Origin of the sequence: Streptomyces sp. NBC_00597, from assembly GCF_041431095.1 — a bacterium.
Classification (GTDB): Bacteria; Actinomycetota; Actinomycetes; order Streptomycetales; family Streptomycetaceae; genus Streptomyces.
In genome coordinates this window covers 164455-180753 of sequence record NZ_CP107757.1, presented here as the reverse complement: position 1 = coordinate 180753, position 16299 = coordinate 164455, and the positions used below count along the sequence as shown (strand labels likewise).

Sequence of the window (16299 nt, the reverse complement as noted above, 5' to 3'; positions counted from 1 at the left end):
GCGCTCTGCTCCACGGAGAGCATTCGGCCCGGTGCGGCGGGGGGGGGGCGGGACTCCGCCGCGCACGGCGTCCCGCCCCCCCCCCGCCCGGCCCCATCACGGGATCCGTGGACCGTCGCCCGGTACCACGGGAACAGCCGGTAGTGGCAGTCGCTCACCGCCACCGCGACGGCCGCCCGAGGCGGCCCGCCCCGACTCAGAAAGGCGCGCGCCCATGCGCGGAATCATCCTCGCCGGAGGCTCCGGCACCCGGCTCCGCCCGCTGACCAGCGTCCACTCCAAGCAGCTGCTGCCGGTCTACGACAAGCCGATGATCTACTACCCGCTCTCGGTGCTGATGCAGACCGGAATCCGGGAGATCCTGATCATCTCCACTCCCGAACACCTCGACGTCTACCGCTCCCTTCTCGGCGACGGCGGCCGGCTCGGCATCCGCCTGGAGTACGCCGTCCAGGACCAGCCCAAGGGCCTGGCCGAAGCCCTGCTGATCGGCCGCGAGTTCGTCGGGGACGAACAGGTCTGCCTGATCCTCGGGGACAACATCTTCTACGGGCACCGCCTGCCCGACATGCTCCGCGACGAAGCCGCCCGCCTCGACGGCTGCACCCTCTTCGGCTACCCCGTCAGCGACCCCGAGCGCTACGGCGTGGCCACCGTCGACGAGGCGGGCAACATCCTCACCCTGGAGGAGAAACCCACCGCCCCCCGCTCCAACCTCGCCGTCACCGGCCTCTACCTCTACGACAACGACGCCCTGGACCACGCTGCCCGCCTCGCGCCCTCGGCCCGCCAGGAGCTGGAGATCACCGACCTCAACCTCCGCTACGTGGAGCAGGGCCGGGCCCGCCTGGTCAACCTCGGACGCGGGTCCGCCTGGTTCGACACCGGCACCCACGACAGCCTCCTCGAAGCCTCCCTCTTCGTGCAGCTGCTGGAGAAGCGCCAGGGCATCCGCATCTCCTGCGTGGAGGAAGTCGCCTACCACATGGGCTACATCAACGCCGAGCAGCTCGCCGTCCTCGGCACCGGCCTGTCCCCCTCCACCAGCTACGGCCGGTACGTCCTGGAACTGGCGGGCGCCGCATGACCACCGCTCGGACCCTGAGCCGGCCGCCACGGGCCGCCGTCGCCGCGGGCCACCGCCCTGCCCGCCGTCGTCCCCTCGTCGTGCTGGCCCTGTGCTGGCTGGTCGTCCTCTTCGACGGCATGGACGTCAACGTGTACGGGGCGGTGATGCCCCGGATGCTCGCCGACCCCGGACTGGGCCTGACCTCCGCCACCGCCGGGACCGTCGGCAGCTGGACCACCTTCGGCATGCTCATCGGTGCCCTGGCCGCGGGCAACCTCACCGACTGGACCGGCCGCCGGCCGATGATCGTCGGTGGCACCCTGCTGTTCTCGGCCGGCTCGGCGCTGTGCGCCGCCGCCCACGGAGTCGAGGCCTTCGGACTGGGGCGGTTCATCACCGGCCTGGGCCTCGGCGGGGTCATGCCCATCTGCCTGAACGTGGTGATGGAGTTCGCGCCGGGCGCCCGCGCCGCCCTGACCGCCGGCGCGCTGATGACCTCCTACCACGTCGGCGGCATGCTCGCGACCGTTCTGAGCCTCACCCTGGCGGCCGACAGCGGCTGGCGCTCGGTGTTCTGGGCGGGGGTCGTGCCCGCGCTGGTGGCCGTACCGCTGCTGCTGTGGCTGTTGCCCGAGTCCCCGGCCGTCCTGCTGGCCAAGGGGCGCACGGCCGAGGCCCGGAAGCTGGCCCGCCGCTACGGGCTGCGGCCCCCGCACGCCACGACGGCGCCGGCAGCCGGAGCCCGGGCCCGCTGGAACACTGCCCTGGCCCTGCTCCGCGGCACCGGCCGCAAGGCCACCCCGCTGCTGTGGGCCGCATCCTTCTGCGGACTGCTGCTCGTCTACGGCGTGAACACCTGGCTGCCCCAGCTCATGCGGGCCGCCGGATACGGCCCCACGTCCTCGGTCGCCTTCCTCCTCGTCATCAACGCGGGCGGAATCGTCGGCATGCTGATCGCGGGCGCCGTCGCCACCCGGTTCGGAGCCGCCCGCGTCTCGGCCGTCTGGTTCCTGCTGACAGCGGCCGGCGCCCTGCTGCTCACCCAACGGCTGCCGCTCCCCGTCACGTACGTGATCGTCGCGTTCACCGGCATCTGGCTGTTCAGCGCCCAGGTCATGGTCTACGCCACCGTCCCCGCCCTCTACCCGTCCGCGCAGGTCTCCGCCGGCCTGGGCTGGGCCACCGGAATCGGCCGCCTCGGCGCGGTCGTGGGCCCCGCACTGGGCGGGGCCGTGGTCGCCCACGGCGCACAGCAGTGGGCCTTCGTCACCTTCGCCGCGGCCGGCCTGATCGGCGCGCTGGCGATCCACCTCGCAGGGAGGACCCCATGCCGCTCGGGCATCTAGACCGGATCGTCAAGGCCTACGACGTGCGCGGCGTCGTCCCGGACGAGTGGGACGAGCGCCTCGCCGAACTGTTCGGAGCCGCGTTCGTCGAGGTCACGGGCGCCGACAGATCGTGGTCGGCCACGACGTGCGCCCGTCGTCGCCCGGCCTGTCGAGGGCGTTCGCGCACGGCGCGGCGGCCCGCGGCGCGGACACCGTCCTGATCGGCCTGTGCTCGACGGACCAGCTGTACTTCGCGTCGGGGCAACTCGGCCTGCCGGGGGCCATGTTCACCGCCTCCCACGACCCGGCCCGGTACAACGGCATCAAGCTGTGTCGGGCGGGCGCGGCCCCGTTCGGCCGGGACACCGGCCTGGGCGACGTCCGGGCCCTGGTGGAGCAGTGGCTGCGCTGGCTGACCGCCGGTGAGTCGCACGGCCCGGCCCTGGTGGCCACGCTGGAAGGCCTCCCCGCCTGCGTCCCCGTGACCACCTCCCTGGTGGCCGCCGAACTCGCCGTGCGCCGGCTCGGTCACGGCCGCGGCGCCCGGATGAGGTTCGAACAGGACGAGGTCACGCTCCTGGGCGGCGTCCGCCACGGCCTGTCCCTCGGCTCACCAGTGGCGGTCACGGTCGGCAACTCGGAGTGGCGCCACGCGACCTCCCTCTACGGTGCCGGCGCGTTGCGCTGCTGACCGCCCCTCAGGGGGCGCCACCGCGAGGCTCGCGGAAGCGAGTCCTCACCCCGCGAGGTCCGTCAGCAGCACATCCAGGACTGCCTCGTCGCTGTCCGGGTAGTAGAAGCCTCCACGCTCCGCGTCAAGCGCTGGATGCGCACGCAGTGGCTCTTGCTCGAAGGCGACCGGGGCCGTCTGGCGCCATTCGGCGCCCGTGCCGTCGGGGAAACCGGTCAGCGCTCGGATGCCGGCCAGGGTGCCGTTGGCCTGCGGGGTGCCGTCGTCGAGGACGTGGGCGCTGCCGAGGACACGGGCCGCGAAAGCAGGCTGAGACGCGTCCTCCTGGTCGCAGAGGAAGTGGCCAGTAAGCATGGGGCGGTTGCGAGGACAGGTGTAAGTCAGCCAAGAGCTCTCGCCCCCGTCTGCGTGCCTGTCCGCTGGGGGACAACGGGCGGCGTTGACCGTCACCGCCAGCGCCAGCGCCAGCGCCCCGGAGCCTCGACCGGACGGTACAGCCCCTTCGCCCACCTCACCGTGCAGAACACAAGTGCGGCGCGCCCGCGCCGGGCTCCGTAGGTGCCGGGTGAACGCCGACGAGCCCGCGCCGACGGAACGGCGTCGGGCCCAGGGCCCCGTTCCACAGGCACCGCCGACCCCGCGGGCACCGCCGGCCCCGCGGGGCACCCCGGCATTCCGCGGCATTCCCCGGCGTTCCCGGCATTCCCCGCCGCTCCGACCCTCCCGGCGTATTCGAGGAAACGCGAGAGGAACGGGAAGTGGAAACCCTACGATGAATTCCATGAGTGCGCTGATCTTCCTCCTGTCGCTCGGCACAGTCTGTCGCGTCACGCGATTCATCACCAAGGACGCCCTCGCTGCGGGGTTTCGCTCCCGGGTCGCCAACCGTTTCGGCGAAGACTCCCACCCGGCATATCTGATCACCTGTGGATGGTGCGCCAGTATCTGGGTTGCGGCCGCCGTCACCACGCTCGCCCACTGGGTCGGAGGGGAAACGTGGTTCCAGATGGGCGCCATGACGCTCACCCTTTCCTATCTCACCGGCCTGGCAGCCAACTGGCTTGACTGACAGTCATGTCAGGAGAATCTTCTTTATCAGCGCCAGAGATAATATGACTATATGGCGGTGAGTGTCACCGTGCGATGCCCGGGGATAAAAGGCACAGGGAACGGGCCGGGGACTCGTCCTGCCTCGGAGTTCCCCGGACCCTCCCCCTTGACCGGCCGCCGGAGCGGCCGAACAGAAGGAGGAAGACCATGGCATGCAACTGCGGACGCGCCGGGCGGTCCACGCTCGTCTACCGGCTGGTCCTCCCCAACGGGGTCACGCGCGACTACCCCACGCGACAGGAGGCCGACGCGGCCAACAGGAGGGCGGGTGGGGGCGGTTCCATCACGGCGGTCCGCCCGTAGGGTCCCTGTCGGCACGAGGAAGCGGCCGGCTCCCGTGGACGCGCACCCGCACGGCATCGCGGGCATCTACCGGCCATCCGCCGCACCGCACCACCGCGCAGGTGACACGGCGCAGGCTCCGGTTGGCATCCTGCCCCCACTCCGGCGGACGCCGGAAGGTGACGCGCCCACCGACAGCCCCTCGACGTACCCGACAGCCGGTGCGCCGAGGGGCTGCGGCGGGCCGTGACACCCCCGAAAATTCCGGATACCGCGAAGGAATATCGCAGTTCATCTCGGTGCTGAATCCTTTCCTTTCGGCCGTGATTCCACCAGACTGTCTCAGGAGCGCGAGTACGCCCGGCACGCCCGGTTGAGAACACCCTGGAAGACGGCGGAAAAGGGAGTCTTTTCCTCTTGGAAGAGTGCGCCAAGGCGCCGCGCGATTCGGGTTTAGCTCCTCTCGCACGCCTGGGCGCGCTGAGCCGAACGAGTGGTATTCCCTTCACCCGTCTAGCCCAAGACCCCACCCGGAATGCCTACTGCTGATATCAGCAGGTGATGCGCCCCGACTCCGCGTGGACTAAGGGCTCCTTCCAGAACGCCGCACCAGGTTTTCCGCGTGCGTTCCACGCTCCGCCATACGGGTGAAGGAAATCGTCTGCTTTCGTGGGTCATCCGAAAGGGAGCCATACCATGGCCAGTTCGATCACCACCGTGACCTCTGCACCGGATCCATCCGTCTTCGGCCAGGCGGTCACCTTCACCGCCACCGTCCAGCCGGAACTCGCCGGCGGCCCCACCCCGACCGGCAGCGTCGAATTCGTCGTCGACGGCGTGTCCGTCACGACGGTGCCGCTCGACACGAGCGGCCAGGCACAGTACACGACCAGCGATCTGGAGGTCGGTCTCCACGGGGTGGAGGCCGACTACTCGGGCGACGCAGAGTACGACCCGTCCACGGGAGCGGACACCCAGGAAGTCACCCTCGCGAACACCACCACCACGCTGTCCTTCGACCCCGAACCCTCGGTCTGCGGCGAGACGGTGACCTTCACCGCCCAGGTGACCCCCATTCCGCCGGGCGCGGGAACCCCCACCGGGCTGGTGTCCTTCATCGTCAGCGACGACGGTCCGGTGCTGTCCGCCCCCGTGGACGTGAACGGGCAGGCACAGGTCAGCATCAGCAACCTGGACGTCGGCTTCCACCAGGCAGCCGCCTTCTACACCGGCGACGCGGACTTCGACGGGTCGAACTCCCCCCTGACGCTCCACGTCGTCAACCACGCGCCCGTCTCGGTCGACGTCTCGGCGGACCCCAACCCGTCGGTGTGCGGTGAGACGGTGACGCTCTGTGTCACCGTGGCGTCGGTCTCGTCGGGCGTCGGCAACCCGTCGGGCTCGGTGACCTTCGCCGGTCCCGGCGGGCTCAACGAGACGGTGTCGCTGGACGCGAGCGGCATGGCGTGCGTCACCACCACCGTGCTGGAAACCGGCACGGTCACCGTCACCTACGGCGGCGACGAGTGCTATGCAAGCGCGACCGGGACCTTCGACGTGACGGTCAACCCGGCAGCCAGCACGGTGTCGGTGTCTGTGGACCCCAACCCGTCGGTATGCGGCGAGTCCGTGACCGTGTGCGCCACGGTCACCGCGGTGGCACCCGGCAGCGGCACCCCCACCGGAACCATCACCTTCACCGGCCCCGGCGGACTCAACGAGACGGTGCCACTGAACCCCGACGGCACAGCATGCGTCACCACGACCACGCTGGAAACCGGCACCGTCACCGTCACCTACGGCGGGGACACGTGTTTCACCGGCTCGACCGGGACCTTCGACGCGACGGTCAACCCGGCAGCCAGCACGGTGTCGGTGACGGTGGACCCCAACCCCTCGGTATGCGGCCAGACCGTAACCGTATGCGCCACCGTCACCGCAATGGCACCCGGCAGCGGCACCCCCACCGGAACCATCACCTTCACCGGCCCCGGCGGACTCAACGAAACCGTGCCCCTGAACCCCGACGGCACAGCATGCGTCACCACCACCGTGCTGGAAACCGGCACCGTCACCGTCACCTACGGCGGGGACACGTGTTTCACCGGCTCGACCGGGACCTTCGACGCGACGGTCAACCCGGCAGCCAGCACGGTGTCGGTGTCTGTGGACCCCAACCCCTCGGTATGCGGCCAGACCGTAACCGTGTGCGCCACCGTCACCGCGGTGGCACCCGGCAGCGGCACCCCCACCGGAACCATCACCTTCACCGGCCCCGGCGGACTCAACGAAACCGTGCCACTGAACCCCGACGGCACAGCATGCGTCACCACGACCACGCTGGAAACCGGCACCGTCACGGCCGTCTACAACGGCAACGGATGCCTCTCCTCATCGACCGGCACCGCACCGGTGACGGTCAACCAGGCAGCCAGCACCACCACCGTGTCGGTGAACCCCAACCCCTCGGTATGCGGCCAGACCGTAACCGTATGCGCCACCGTCACCGCAGTGGCACCCGGCAGCGGCACCCCCACCGGAACCATCACCTTCACCGGCCCCGGCGGACTCAACGAAACCGTGCCACTGAACCCCGACGGCACAGCATGCGTCACCACCACCGTGCTGGAAACCGGCACCGTCACAGCCGTCTACAACGGCGACGGATGCTTCACGCCGTCGACCGGCACCGCGGATGTGGCGGTCAATTCGGCGACCAGTGCGGTGTCGGTGTCTGTGGACCCCAACCCCTCGGTATGCGGCCAGACCGTAACCGTGTGCGCCACGGTCACCGCGGTGGCACCCGGCAGCGGCACCCCCACCGGAACCGTCACCTTCACCGGGGCCGGCGGACTCAACGAGACGGTGCCACTGAACCCCGACGGCACAGCATGCGTCACCACCACCCTGGAAACCGGCACGGTCACCGTCACCTATACGGGCGATACCTGCTTCCTGCCGTCGACAGGCTCACTGGACGTGACGGTCAACCAGGCGTCGAGCACGGTGTCGGTGTCGGTGGACCCCAACCCGTCGGTATGCGGCCAGACCGTAACCGTGTGCGCCACGGTCGCCGCCGTGGCACCCGGCAGCGGCACCCCCACCGGAACCGTCACCTTCACCGGCCCCGGCGGACTCAACGAAACCGTGCCACTGAACCCCGACGGCACAGCATGCGTCACCACCACCGTGCTGGAAACCGGCACCGTCACCGTCACCTACGGCGGGGACACGTGTTTCACCGGCTCGACCGGGACCTTCGACGCGACGGTCAACCCGGCAGCCAGCACGGTGTCGGTGTCTGTGGACCCCAACCCGTCGGTATGCGGCCAGACCGTAACGGTGTGCGCCACGGTCGCCGCCGTGGCACCCGGCAGCGGCACCCCCACCGGAACCGTCACCTTCACCGGCCCCGGCGGACTCAACGTGACACTGGCGCTGGACACGGGCGGCACGGCATGCCTGACCACCAGCAGCCTCACCAGCGGCACCTACTCGGCCACCTACAACGGTGACTCCTGCTTCGCGGACTCGACCGGGACCTTCGACGTGACGGTCAACCCGGCAGCCAGCACGGTGTCGGTGACGGTGGACCCCAACCCCTCGGTATGCGGCCAGACCGTAACCGTATGCGCCACCGTCACCGCAGTGGCACCCGGCAGCGGCACCCCCACCGGAACCATCACCTTCACCGGCCCCGGCGGACTCAACGAGACGGTGCCACTGAACCCCGACGGCACAGCATGCGTCACCACGACCACGCTGGAAACCGGCACCGTCACCGTCACCTACGGCGGGGACACGTGTTTCACCGGCTCGACCGGGACCTTCGACGTGACGGTCAACCCGGCAGCCAGCACCACCACCGTGTCGGTGGACCCCAACCCCTCGGTATGCGGCCAGACCGTAACCGTGTGCGCCACCGTCACCGCAATGGCACCCGGCAGCGGCACCCCCACCGGAACCATCACCTTCACCGGGGCCGGACTGAACACCACGGTGCCACTGAACCCCGACGGCACAGCATGCGTCACCACGACCACGCTGGAAACCGGCACGGTCACAGCCGTCTACAACGGCAACGGATGCCTCTCCTCATCGACCGGCACCGCACCGGTGACGGTCAACCAGGCAGCCAGCACCACCACCGTGTCGGTGAACCCCAACCCTTCGGTATGCGGCCAGACCGTAACCGTATGCGCCACCGTCACCGCAATGGCACCCGGCAGCGGCACCCCCACCGGAACCATCACCTTCACCGGGGCCGGACTGAACACGACAGTGCCACTGAACCCCGACGGCACAGCATGCGTCACCACGACCACGCTGGAAACCGGCACGGTCACAGCCGTCTACAACGGCGACGGATGCCTCTCCTCGTCGACCGGCACCGCACCGGTGACCGTCAACCAGGCAGCCAGCACGGTGTCGGTGACGGTGGACCCCAACCCCTCGGTATGCGGCCAGACCGTAACCGTGTGCGCCACCGTCACCGCAATGGCACCCGGCAGCGGCACCCCCACCGGAACCATCACCTTCACCGGCCCCGGCGGACTCAACGTGACACTGGCGCTGGACACGGGCGGCACGGCATGCCTGACCACCAGCAGCCTCACCAGCGGCACCTACTCGGCCACCTACAACGGTGACTCCTGCTTCGCGGACTCGACCGGGACCTTCGACGTGACGGTCAACCCGGCGGCCAGCACGGTGTCGGTGACGGTGGACCCCAACCCCTCGGTATGCGGCGAGTCCGTGACCGTGTGCGCCACGGTCACCGCGGTGGCACCCGGCAGCGGCACCCCCACCGGAACCGTCACCTTCACCGGGGCCGGACTGAACACGACAGTGCCACTGAACGCCGGCGGCACGGCATGCGTCACCACCAGCAGCCTCACCAGCGGCACGGTCACGGCCGTCTACAACGGCAACGGATGCCTCTCCTCATCGACCGGCACCGCACCGGTGACGGTCAACCAGGCAGCCAGCACCACCACCGTGTCGGTGAACCCCAACCCCTCGGTATGCGGCCAGACCGTAACCGTATGCGCCACCGTCACCGCAATGGCACCCGGCAGCGGCACCCCCACCGGAACCATCACCTTCACCGGGGCCGGACTGAACACGACAGTGCCACTGAACGCCGGCGGCACGGCATGCGTCACCACCAGCAGCCTCACCAGCGGCACGGTCACGGCCGTCTACAACGGCAACGGATGCCTCTCCTCATCGACCGGCACCGCACCGGTGACGGTCAACCAGGCAGCCAGCACCACCACCGTGTCGGTGAACCCCAACCCCTCGGTATGCGGCCAGACCGTAACCGTATGCGCCACCGTCACCGCAATGGCACCCGGCAGCGGCACCCCCACCGGAACCATCACCTTCACCGGGGCCGGACTGAACACCACGGTGCCACTGAACCCCGGCGGCACGGCATGCGTCACCACGAGCAGCCTCACCAGCGGCACGGTCACGGCCGTCTACAACGGCAACGGATGCTTCACGCCGTCGACGGGCACGGCGGGCGTGACCGTGAACAACGCCCAGACCACGACCGCGCTCACCATCACCCCCAACCCCGCGGTCTGCGGCCAGCCGGTGACGTTCTGCGCCACAGTCACGACCAACGCGCCGGGCAGCGGCACCCCCACCGGGACGGTGACCTTCAGCGGTCCCGGCGGCTTCAGCCAGACCGTGGCGCTCAACGCGAGCGGCAAGGCCTGCGTCACCACCACCGCAGGCACCAGCGGCAAGGTGACCGCCGTCTACAACGGAGGCCCCTGCCACAGTCCCTCCGCCGCCGCGGCGAACCTGACCGTGACCCCGGCTCCCACGACGCTGACGGCTGCCCCGGCGCAGATCCGCCTGCGGACGAACGGCACGTTCGTCATCCCGTCGATGAGCGCCACGCTCAAGGTCACCTCCAGCGCCGCTCCGCTCGCGGGACAGCTGGTCACCTTCAAGGCGAACACGCTGCCCATGCCCATCGTCCTCGGGACCGCGCTCACCAACGCCAGTGGGGTGGCGACACTGGCCCCGCCGATGCTGACGGTTCCCAGCACGGTGATCACGGCGACGAGCTACACCGCGTCCTTCGCGGGGACGAGCTGCTACGCCTCGTCCTCCGTGTCGGCGCCACTGACACCCGTCCTCTTCCCGCTCCTTCCCTGACGGCACGCCGGTCGCCGCTCCGGGAGCCACGGGCCGGGGTGGAGCCGGCTGACCGAGGCAGGGTCGCCGCCCCGGTCAGCCGACGGCCATGAAGACACACGTGGTACTTGGAGATGAACCGGGGCGGCGCCGACGAGGGACTCGGCGTCGCCCCGGCCCGCTGCGCGGGTCGCCCTGCGCCGGCAGCGCACGGTCGCTGTGTCCCGCCTCCAGTCCGGCTGACCAACCGCGACGGCAAGGGGCCGCGTTGATCCGTCCCACGCCCACCGCTCATCGCGTTCCGTCTGTGTCCGGGTCACAGGAGCGGTGACCGCGCCCCCTCCGCACCGGCTCAGCATTCGGCCGGCGGTGCAGAGCGCCGGGCCCTGCACGCCCATTACAGCCGACCACTCCAGAACAGGGCCAACGCCGTCATTCGCCGTTCAGATCGCTCGACGCACGGAATTCGTCTCTGCCCAGTGGCCGACCGGAAGCCTGTCGAGCGACGCCCAGACCGCGGATCCGCAGTCAGACGCCCTTCGCCACCGGCTCCAGGATGGCCACGCACTCCACGTGGTGGGTCATCGGGAAGAGGTCGAAGACGCGGAGGGTGCGGACTCGGTAGCCGTTGTCCTTGAAGTAGCCCAGGTCGCGGGCCAGGGCCGCCGGGTCGCAGGCCACGTACGCGATGCGGCGGGCCGAGAGGCCCGCGATGTGGCGGACCGTCTGCTTGCCCGCACCCGCGCGCGGCGGGTCCAGGACGACCAGGTCGCACTCGGTGATCCCGGTCTTCGGGAGGACCGACTCGACCTTGCCCTGCTCGATGCGGACCCGGGGGAAGTCCTCCAGGTTGTGCCGGGCGTCCTCGACCGCGCGCTTCGTGGACTCGATGCCGAGGACGGCGCCGGTCTCGCCGAGGCGTTCGGCGAGGGCTCCGGCGAAGATGCCGACGCCGCAGTAGAGGTCGAGGGCCATCTCGCCCTTGCGCGGCATCAGGCCCTGCATGACGGCCTTGATCAGGGTGTCGGCGGCCTGCGGGTGGACCTGCCAGAAGCCGCCCATGCCGACGCGGTAGGTGCGGCCGTCCGCGCGCTCGCGGACGAAGGGGCGGCCGTGGACGCGGTGGACGCCGCCGTCCTTCTCCTCGACGCGCAGGACCGAGACCGGCTTGTCGAGCTCGACCAGCGGAAGGCGGCCGCCCGGGCGCGGGGTCAGGACGACCTGGCGGTCCTGGGAGCCGGTCGCGGCGATCGCCTCGACCGTGGCCATCTGGGGCCAGTCCTGCTTCTCGATGCCGAGCTCGCTGACGCCCGGCGCCGCGATCATGCAGTGGTCGACCGGCTCGATGTCGTGCGAGCGGTGCTTGCGCAGGCCCGCGCGGCCGGTCTCGTCGATGGCGTACTGGACGCGGGTGCGCCACTGCGGGACCTGGCCCGCCGGGAGCTTGTCGCCCTCGGCCGGCATGACCGTGCCGTCCCAGCCGGCCTCCTCGGGGGTCAGTCCGGCGAGCCGCTTCAGCTGCTCGGCGACGACCTCGCCCTTGAGTCGGCGCTGGGCGCCCGGCTTGGCGTGCTGCCAGTCGCAGCCGCCGCACTTGCCGGGGCCGGCGTACGGGCAGGGGGCCTCGACGCGGTCCTTGGAGGCCTCCAGGACGGTGACCGCGTCGGCGCGCAGGAAGCGGGAGTCCGCCTCGCCCTCCGTGACGCGCGCGACGATCTTCTCGCCGGGCAGGGTGTGGCGGACGAAGAGGACGCGGCCGTCGGACGTCCGGGCGATGCAGTGGCCGCCGTGTGCGACGGGGCCGACCTCGACCTCGTACTCCTCCCCGACCAGTGACTGCTTCTCGTTCTGCTCGGTCATGGTGGGGAGACTCCAAAACTTAAATGGGAACGGCCGGACGACCGACCCACCAGTTTACGTGGATCTCGTCCGGCCGTTCACCAGCCCTGCGTCGTGCTACTTCCCCGCGCTACTTCCCCGCGCGGTCCTTCGGGCGCGGGGTGTCCACCGGTCCGCGGCGCACCGCGCCCGGGGCGTTCCACTCCTGGCGCTTCTTCGCCCGCCTCTTCGCGAGCTCCGAGGACTCCAGCTGGTAGGGCACCGAGGTGACCATCACGCCGGGGGTGAACAGCAGGCGGCCCTTGAGCCGCAGCGCGCTCTGGTTGTGCAGCAGGTGCTCGTACCAGCGGCCGACGACGTACTCGGGGATGTACACGCTGACGGCGTCGCGCGGGTTCTCGCTGCGCAGGCCCTTCACGTACTCGATCACCGGGCGGGTGATCTCGCGGTACGGGGAGTCGAGGATCTTGAGCGGTACGTTGATCCCGCGCCGCTCCCACTCCTCCCTCAGCGCCTTGGTCTCGGCAGTGTCGACGCTGATGCTGAGCGCCTCCAGGGTGTCCGAGCGGGTCAGCTTGGCGAAGGCCAGGGCGCGCAGTGTGGGCTTGTGCACCTTGGAGACCAGGACGATCGAGTGGACCCGGGAGGGCCGCACGCTGTCGTCGCTGGGGCCCTCGGCGGCGGCGATCTCGGCGGAGACCCGGTCGTAGTGCTTGCGGATCGCGGTCATCACGCCGTAGAAGATCACCATGCCCAGCAGGGCGACCCATGCGCCGTGCGTGAACTTGGTGGCCAGGACGACGACCAGCACCATGCCGGTGAAGAACGCGCCGAAGGTGTTGATCGCCCGGGAGCGGTGCATGCGGCGCCGCGCGGTTTGGTCCGTCTCGCTCCGCAGGTGGCGGTTCCAGTGCCGGACCATGCCGATCTGGCTCAGCGTGAAGGAGACGAACACGCCGACGATGTAGAGCTGGATCAGCTTGGTGGAGTCGGCGTCGTAGATCCACACGAGCAGCATGGCCGCGCCGGCGAGCAGCACGATGCCGTTCGAGAAGGCGAGCCGGTCACCGCGGGTGTGCAGCTGGCGCGGCAGGTAGCGGTCCTGCGCGAGGATCGAGCCGAGCAGCGGGAAGCCGTTGTACGCGGTGTTGGCGGCCAGGAACAGGACGAGCGCGGTGGCGGTCGCGAGCACGATGAACGGGAAGCTGCCGTTGCCGAAGACGGCCTCGGCCACCTGGGAGATCACCGGGTGCTGGACGAACTCGGGGCCGACGGGGACGCCGTTGTCCAGCAGGTTGGTGGCGGGCGACTCGGCCATCCTCACGTCGGTGGCCATGGCCAGGCCGATGATCCCGCAGAACATGGTGACCGCCAGGGCGCCCATCAGGGCGAGGGTGGTGGCGGCGTTCTTGCTCTTGGGCTTGCGGAAGGCGGGGACGCCGTTGCTGATGGCCTCGACGCCGGTCAGGGCGGCACATCCGGAGGAGAAGGCGCGCAGCAGCAGGAAGACCAGCGCGAAGCCGGCGAGCCCCTGGTGTTCCGCCTTGATCTCCAAGTGTGCCGTGGGGGCCTGCATGGTGTCGCCGGCGACGAGCCCGCGCCAGGCTCCCCAGGCGATCATCACGAAGACGGCGCCGACGAACACGTACGTCGGAATGGCGAAGAGCTTCCCGGATTCCTTCACTCCGCGCAGATTCATCAGCGTGAGCAGCAGAATCATGATCATCGCCGAGAGCACCTTGTGCTCGATGACGAAATCGACGGCGGAACCGAGGTTCTCGACTCCGGAGGAGATCGATACGGCGACGGTCAGCACGTAGTCGACGAGCAGGGCGCTCGCCACGGTGAGTCCGGCCCTCGGCCCCAGATTGGTGTTGGCGACCTCGTAGTCGCCGCCGCCGCTGGGGTACGCGTGGACGTTCTGGCGGTACGACGCGACCACGGTGAACATCAGCACGACGACCGCGAGCGCGATCCAGGGGCTGAAGTGGTACGCCGACACACCCGCGATCGACAGGACCAGCAGGACTTCGCCGGGGGCATATGCCACCGAGGAGAGCGGGTCGGATGCGAAGACAGGGAGGGCGATCCGCTTGGGGAGGAGGGTTTCCCCGAGGCGGTCGCTGCGTAGCGCCCGGCCGATCAGGATCCGTTTGGGCACGTCGGTCAGTTTGGACACGCAGAGGATCGTAAGCGTTCGAAATCCGGCTGACGAACCCCCCGGCGGTATTCAAGGGCAATTGAGACCCCGTCTGCACTGCAAAGGTCACACGGGGACCCGCCCGTGTGTAGCTTGGGCCATGGTCTGAGACCCTGTGAAGCCAGAGCATGTAATGAGGCTGGGAACCAGCGAGCGCTGACAGCCGGAAGGACGGCCGTGCACATCGTCATTATGGGCTGCGGAAGAGTGGGCTCCGCCCTCGCGCAGACCTTGGAACAGCAGGGGCATACGGTCGCCGTCATCGACCAGGACCCCACCGCATTCCGCCGGCTGGGAGCCGGATTCGGCGGCCGCCGCGTCACCGGGGTCGGCTTCGACCAGGACACGCTGCGCGAGGCCGGGATCGAGGAAGCGGGCGCATTCGCCGCGGTCAGCAGTGGTGACAATTCCAACATCATCGCTGCCCGTGTGGCGCGCGAGATGTTCGGTGTCGAGAACGTCGCCGCCCGCATCTACGACCCCAAGCGCGCCGAGGTCTACCAGCGCCTCGGCATCCCCACCGTCGCGACCGTGCGGTGGACCGCCGACCAGATGCTGCGCCGGCTGCTGCCGTCCGGGGCCGAGCCGCTGTGGCGCGACCCGAGCGGCGGTGTCCAGCTCGCCGAGGTGCACACCTCCGCCGCGTGGATCGGGCACAAGGTCAGCAAGCTGCAGGAGGAGACCGGCGTCCGCGTGGCGTTCCTCACCCGACTGGGCGAGGCCATGCTGCCGACGTCCCAGACGGTGCTGCAGGAGGGCGACCTCGTCCACGTGATGATGCGCACGGACGAGATCGACAAGGTCGAGGCGTCCTTCGCCGAGGGCCCCGAGGAGGCACACGCATGAGGGTCGCGATCGCCGGAGCCGGCGCGGTGGGCCGTTCCATCGCGGGCGAGCTGCTGGAGAACGGGCACGAGGTGCTCCTCGTCGACAAGGCGCCGACCGCCATCTCGGTGGAGCGGGTGCCGCAGGCCGAGTGGCTGCTGGCCGACGCCTGCGAGATCACCTCGCTCGACGAGGCCGCGCTGCAGCGCTGCAACGTCGTCATCGCCGCCACGGGCGACGACAAGGTCAACCTCGTCGTGTCCCTCCTGGCCAAGACCGAGTACGGGGTCCCCCGGGTCGTGGCGCGGGTCAACAACCCGAAGAACGAGTGGCTCTTCAACGAGTCCTGGGGCGTCGACGTCGCGGTTTCCACCCCGCGTCTGATGTCGGCCCTGGTCGAGGAAGCCGTCAGCGTCGGCGACCTGGTGCGCCTGCTGCGCTTCAGCCACGGCGACGCCAACCTCGTCGAGCTGACCCTGCCCGCCGACTCCTCGGTCGCCGGGACCCAGATCAGCGAGATCACCTGGCCCGAGGACACCTCCCTGGTCACGATCATCCGCGGCAACCGGGTCCTGACCCCGCACGCGGAGGAAACCCTGGAGCCGGGCGACGAACTGCTCTTCGTGGCCGCCCAGGCCCGCGAGGAACAGCTGGAGGACCTCCTCCAGGCCCGTCACTGACGGCACGCGACACGCAGAAGGGGGCGGGCCGACCATGTGATGGTCGGCCCGCCCCCTTCGTACGTCAGGCCCGGCCTGCGTACGTCAGGCCAGGCGCTCGTACGTCAGGCCAGACGCCCGTA

The 16299-nt window shown here is 69.9% G+C and carries 10 protein-coding genes and 1 pseudogene; 8 read left to right on the top strand and 3 right to left on the bottom strand.

Going from position 1 to position 16299, the window contains the following annotated elements; translation table 11 throughout:
• The first annotated feature begins 214 nt into the window (after positions 1–214).
• From rfbA to OG974_RS00680, 3 genes and pseudogenes are all read left to right on the top strand, one after another.
• Entirely contained in the window at positions 215–1087 is an 873-nt protein-coding gene (gene rfbA / locus OG974_RS00690) for a glucose-1-phosphate thymidylyltransferase RfbA (protein WP_327278998.1), read from the top strand.
• Positions 1084–2415, top strand: a complete 1332-nt coding sequence (locus OG974_RS00685) for an MFS transporter (protein ID WP_327278997.1) — start codon at positions 1084–1086, stop codon at positions 2413–2415. The genes rfbA and OG974_RS00685 overlap by 4 nt, the downstream gene beginning before the upstream one ends.
• Positions 2397–3088: pseudogene (locus OG974_RS00680) on the top strand (chorismate synthase). The gene OG974_RS00685 and the pseudogene OG974_RS00680 overlap by 19 nt, the downstream one beginning before the upstream one ends.
• Before the next feature lie 45 nt (positions 3089–3133).
• Here OG974_RS00680 and OG974_RS00675 read toward each other — a convergent pair.
• A complete protein-coding gene (locus OG974_RS00675) occupies positions 3134–3442 on the bottom strand; it encodes a TIGR02679 domain-containing protein (protein WP_327278996.1) in 309 nt (102 codons plus the stop codon).
• A gap of 427 nt (positions 3443–3869) precedes the next feature.
• Here OG974_RS00675 and OG974_RS00670 point away from each other — a divergent pair, with 427 nt between their 5' ends.
• The 3 genes from OG974_RS00670 (at position 3870) to OG974_RS00660 (ending at position 10654) form a co-directional block, all read left to right on the top strand.
• Positions 3870–4157 (top strand): hypothetical protein, encoded by a 288-nt coding sequence (locus OG974_RS00670; protein ID WP_327278995.1) that lies wholly within the window; start codon positions 3870–3872, stop codon positions 4155–4157.
• 188 nt (positions 4158–4345) lie between these two features.
• On the top strand, positions 4346–4501 hold the full coding sequence (locus OG974_RS00665; protein ID WP_327278994.1) for a hypothetical protein: 156 nt from the start codon (positions 4346–4348) through the stop codon (positions 4499–4501).
• A 675-nt stretch (positions 4502–5176) separates the two neighbouring features.
• Positions 5177–10654, top strand: a complete 5478-nt coding sequence (locus OG974_RS00660; RefSeq protein WP_371645032.1) for an Ig-like domain repeat protein — start codon at positions 5177–5179, stop codon at positions 10652–10654.
• 507 nt (positions 10655–11161) lie between these two features.
• Here the strand turns inward: OG974_RS00660 and OG974_RS00655 are convergent.
• Both OG974_RS00655 and OG974_RS00650 read right to left on the bottom strand, forming a co-directional pair.
• Positions 11162–12493 (bottom strand): class I SAM-dependent RNA methyltransferase, encoded by a 1332-nt coding sequence (locus tag OG974_RS00655; protein ID WP_371645030.1) that lies wholly within the window; start codon positions 12491–12493, stop codon positions 11162–11164.
• A 109-nt stretch (positions 12494–12602) separates the two neighbouring features.
• Complete coding sequence (locus OG974_RS00650; protein WP_371645028.1) at positions 12603–14651, bottom strand: APC family permease; 2049 nt, start codon at positions 14649–14651, stop codon at positions 12603–12605.
• Positions 14652–14849: 198 nt separating this feature from the next.
• On the opposite strand from OG974_RS00650, the gene OG974_RS00645 reads away from it, so the two are divergent.
• Complete coding sequence (locus OG974_RS00645) at positions 14850–15518, top strand: TrkA family potassium uptake protein (RefSeq protein WP_327278970.1); 669 nt, start codon at positions 14850–14852, stop codon at positions 15516–15518.
• A complete protein-coding gene (locus OG974_RS00640) occupies positions 15515–16177 on the top strand; it encodes a TrkA family potassium uptake protein (RefSeq protein ID WP_053691455.1) in 663 nt (220 codons plus the stop codon). The genes OG974_RS00645 and OG974_RS00640 overlap by 4 nt, the downstream gene beginning before the upstream one ends.
• The last annotated feature ends 122 nt before the right edge of the window (positions 16178–16299 follow it).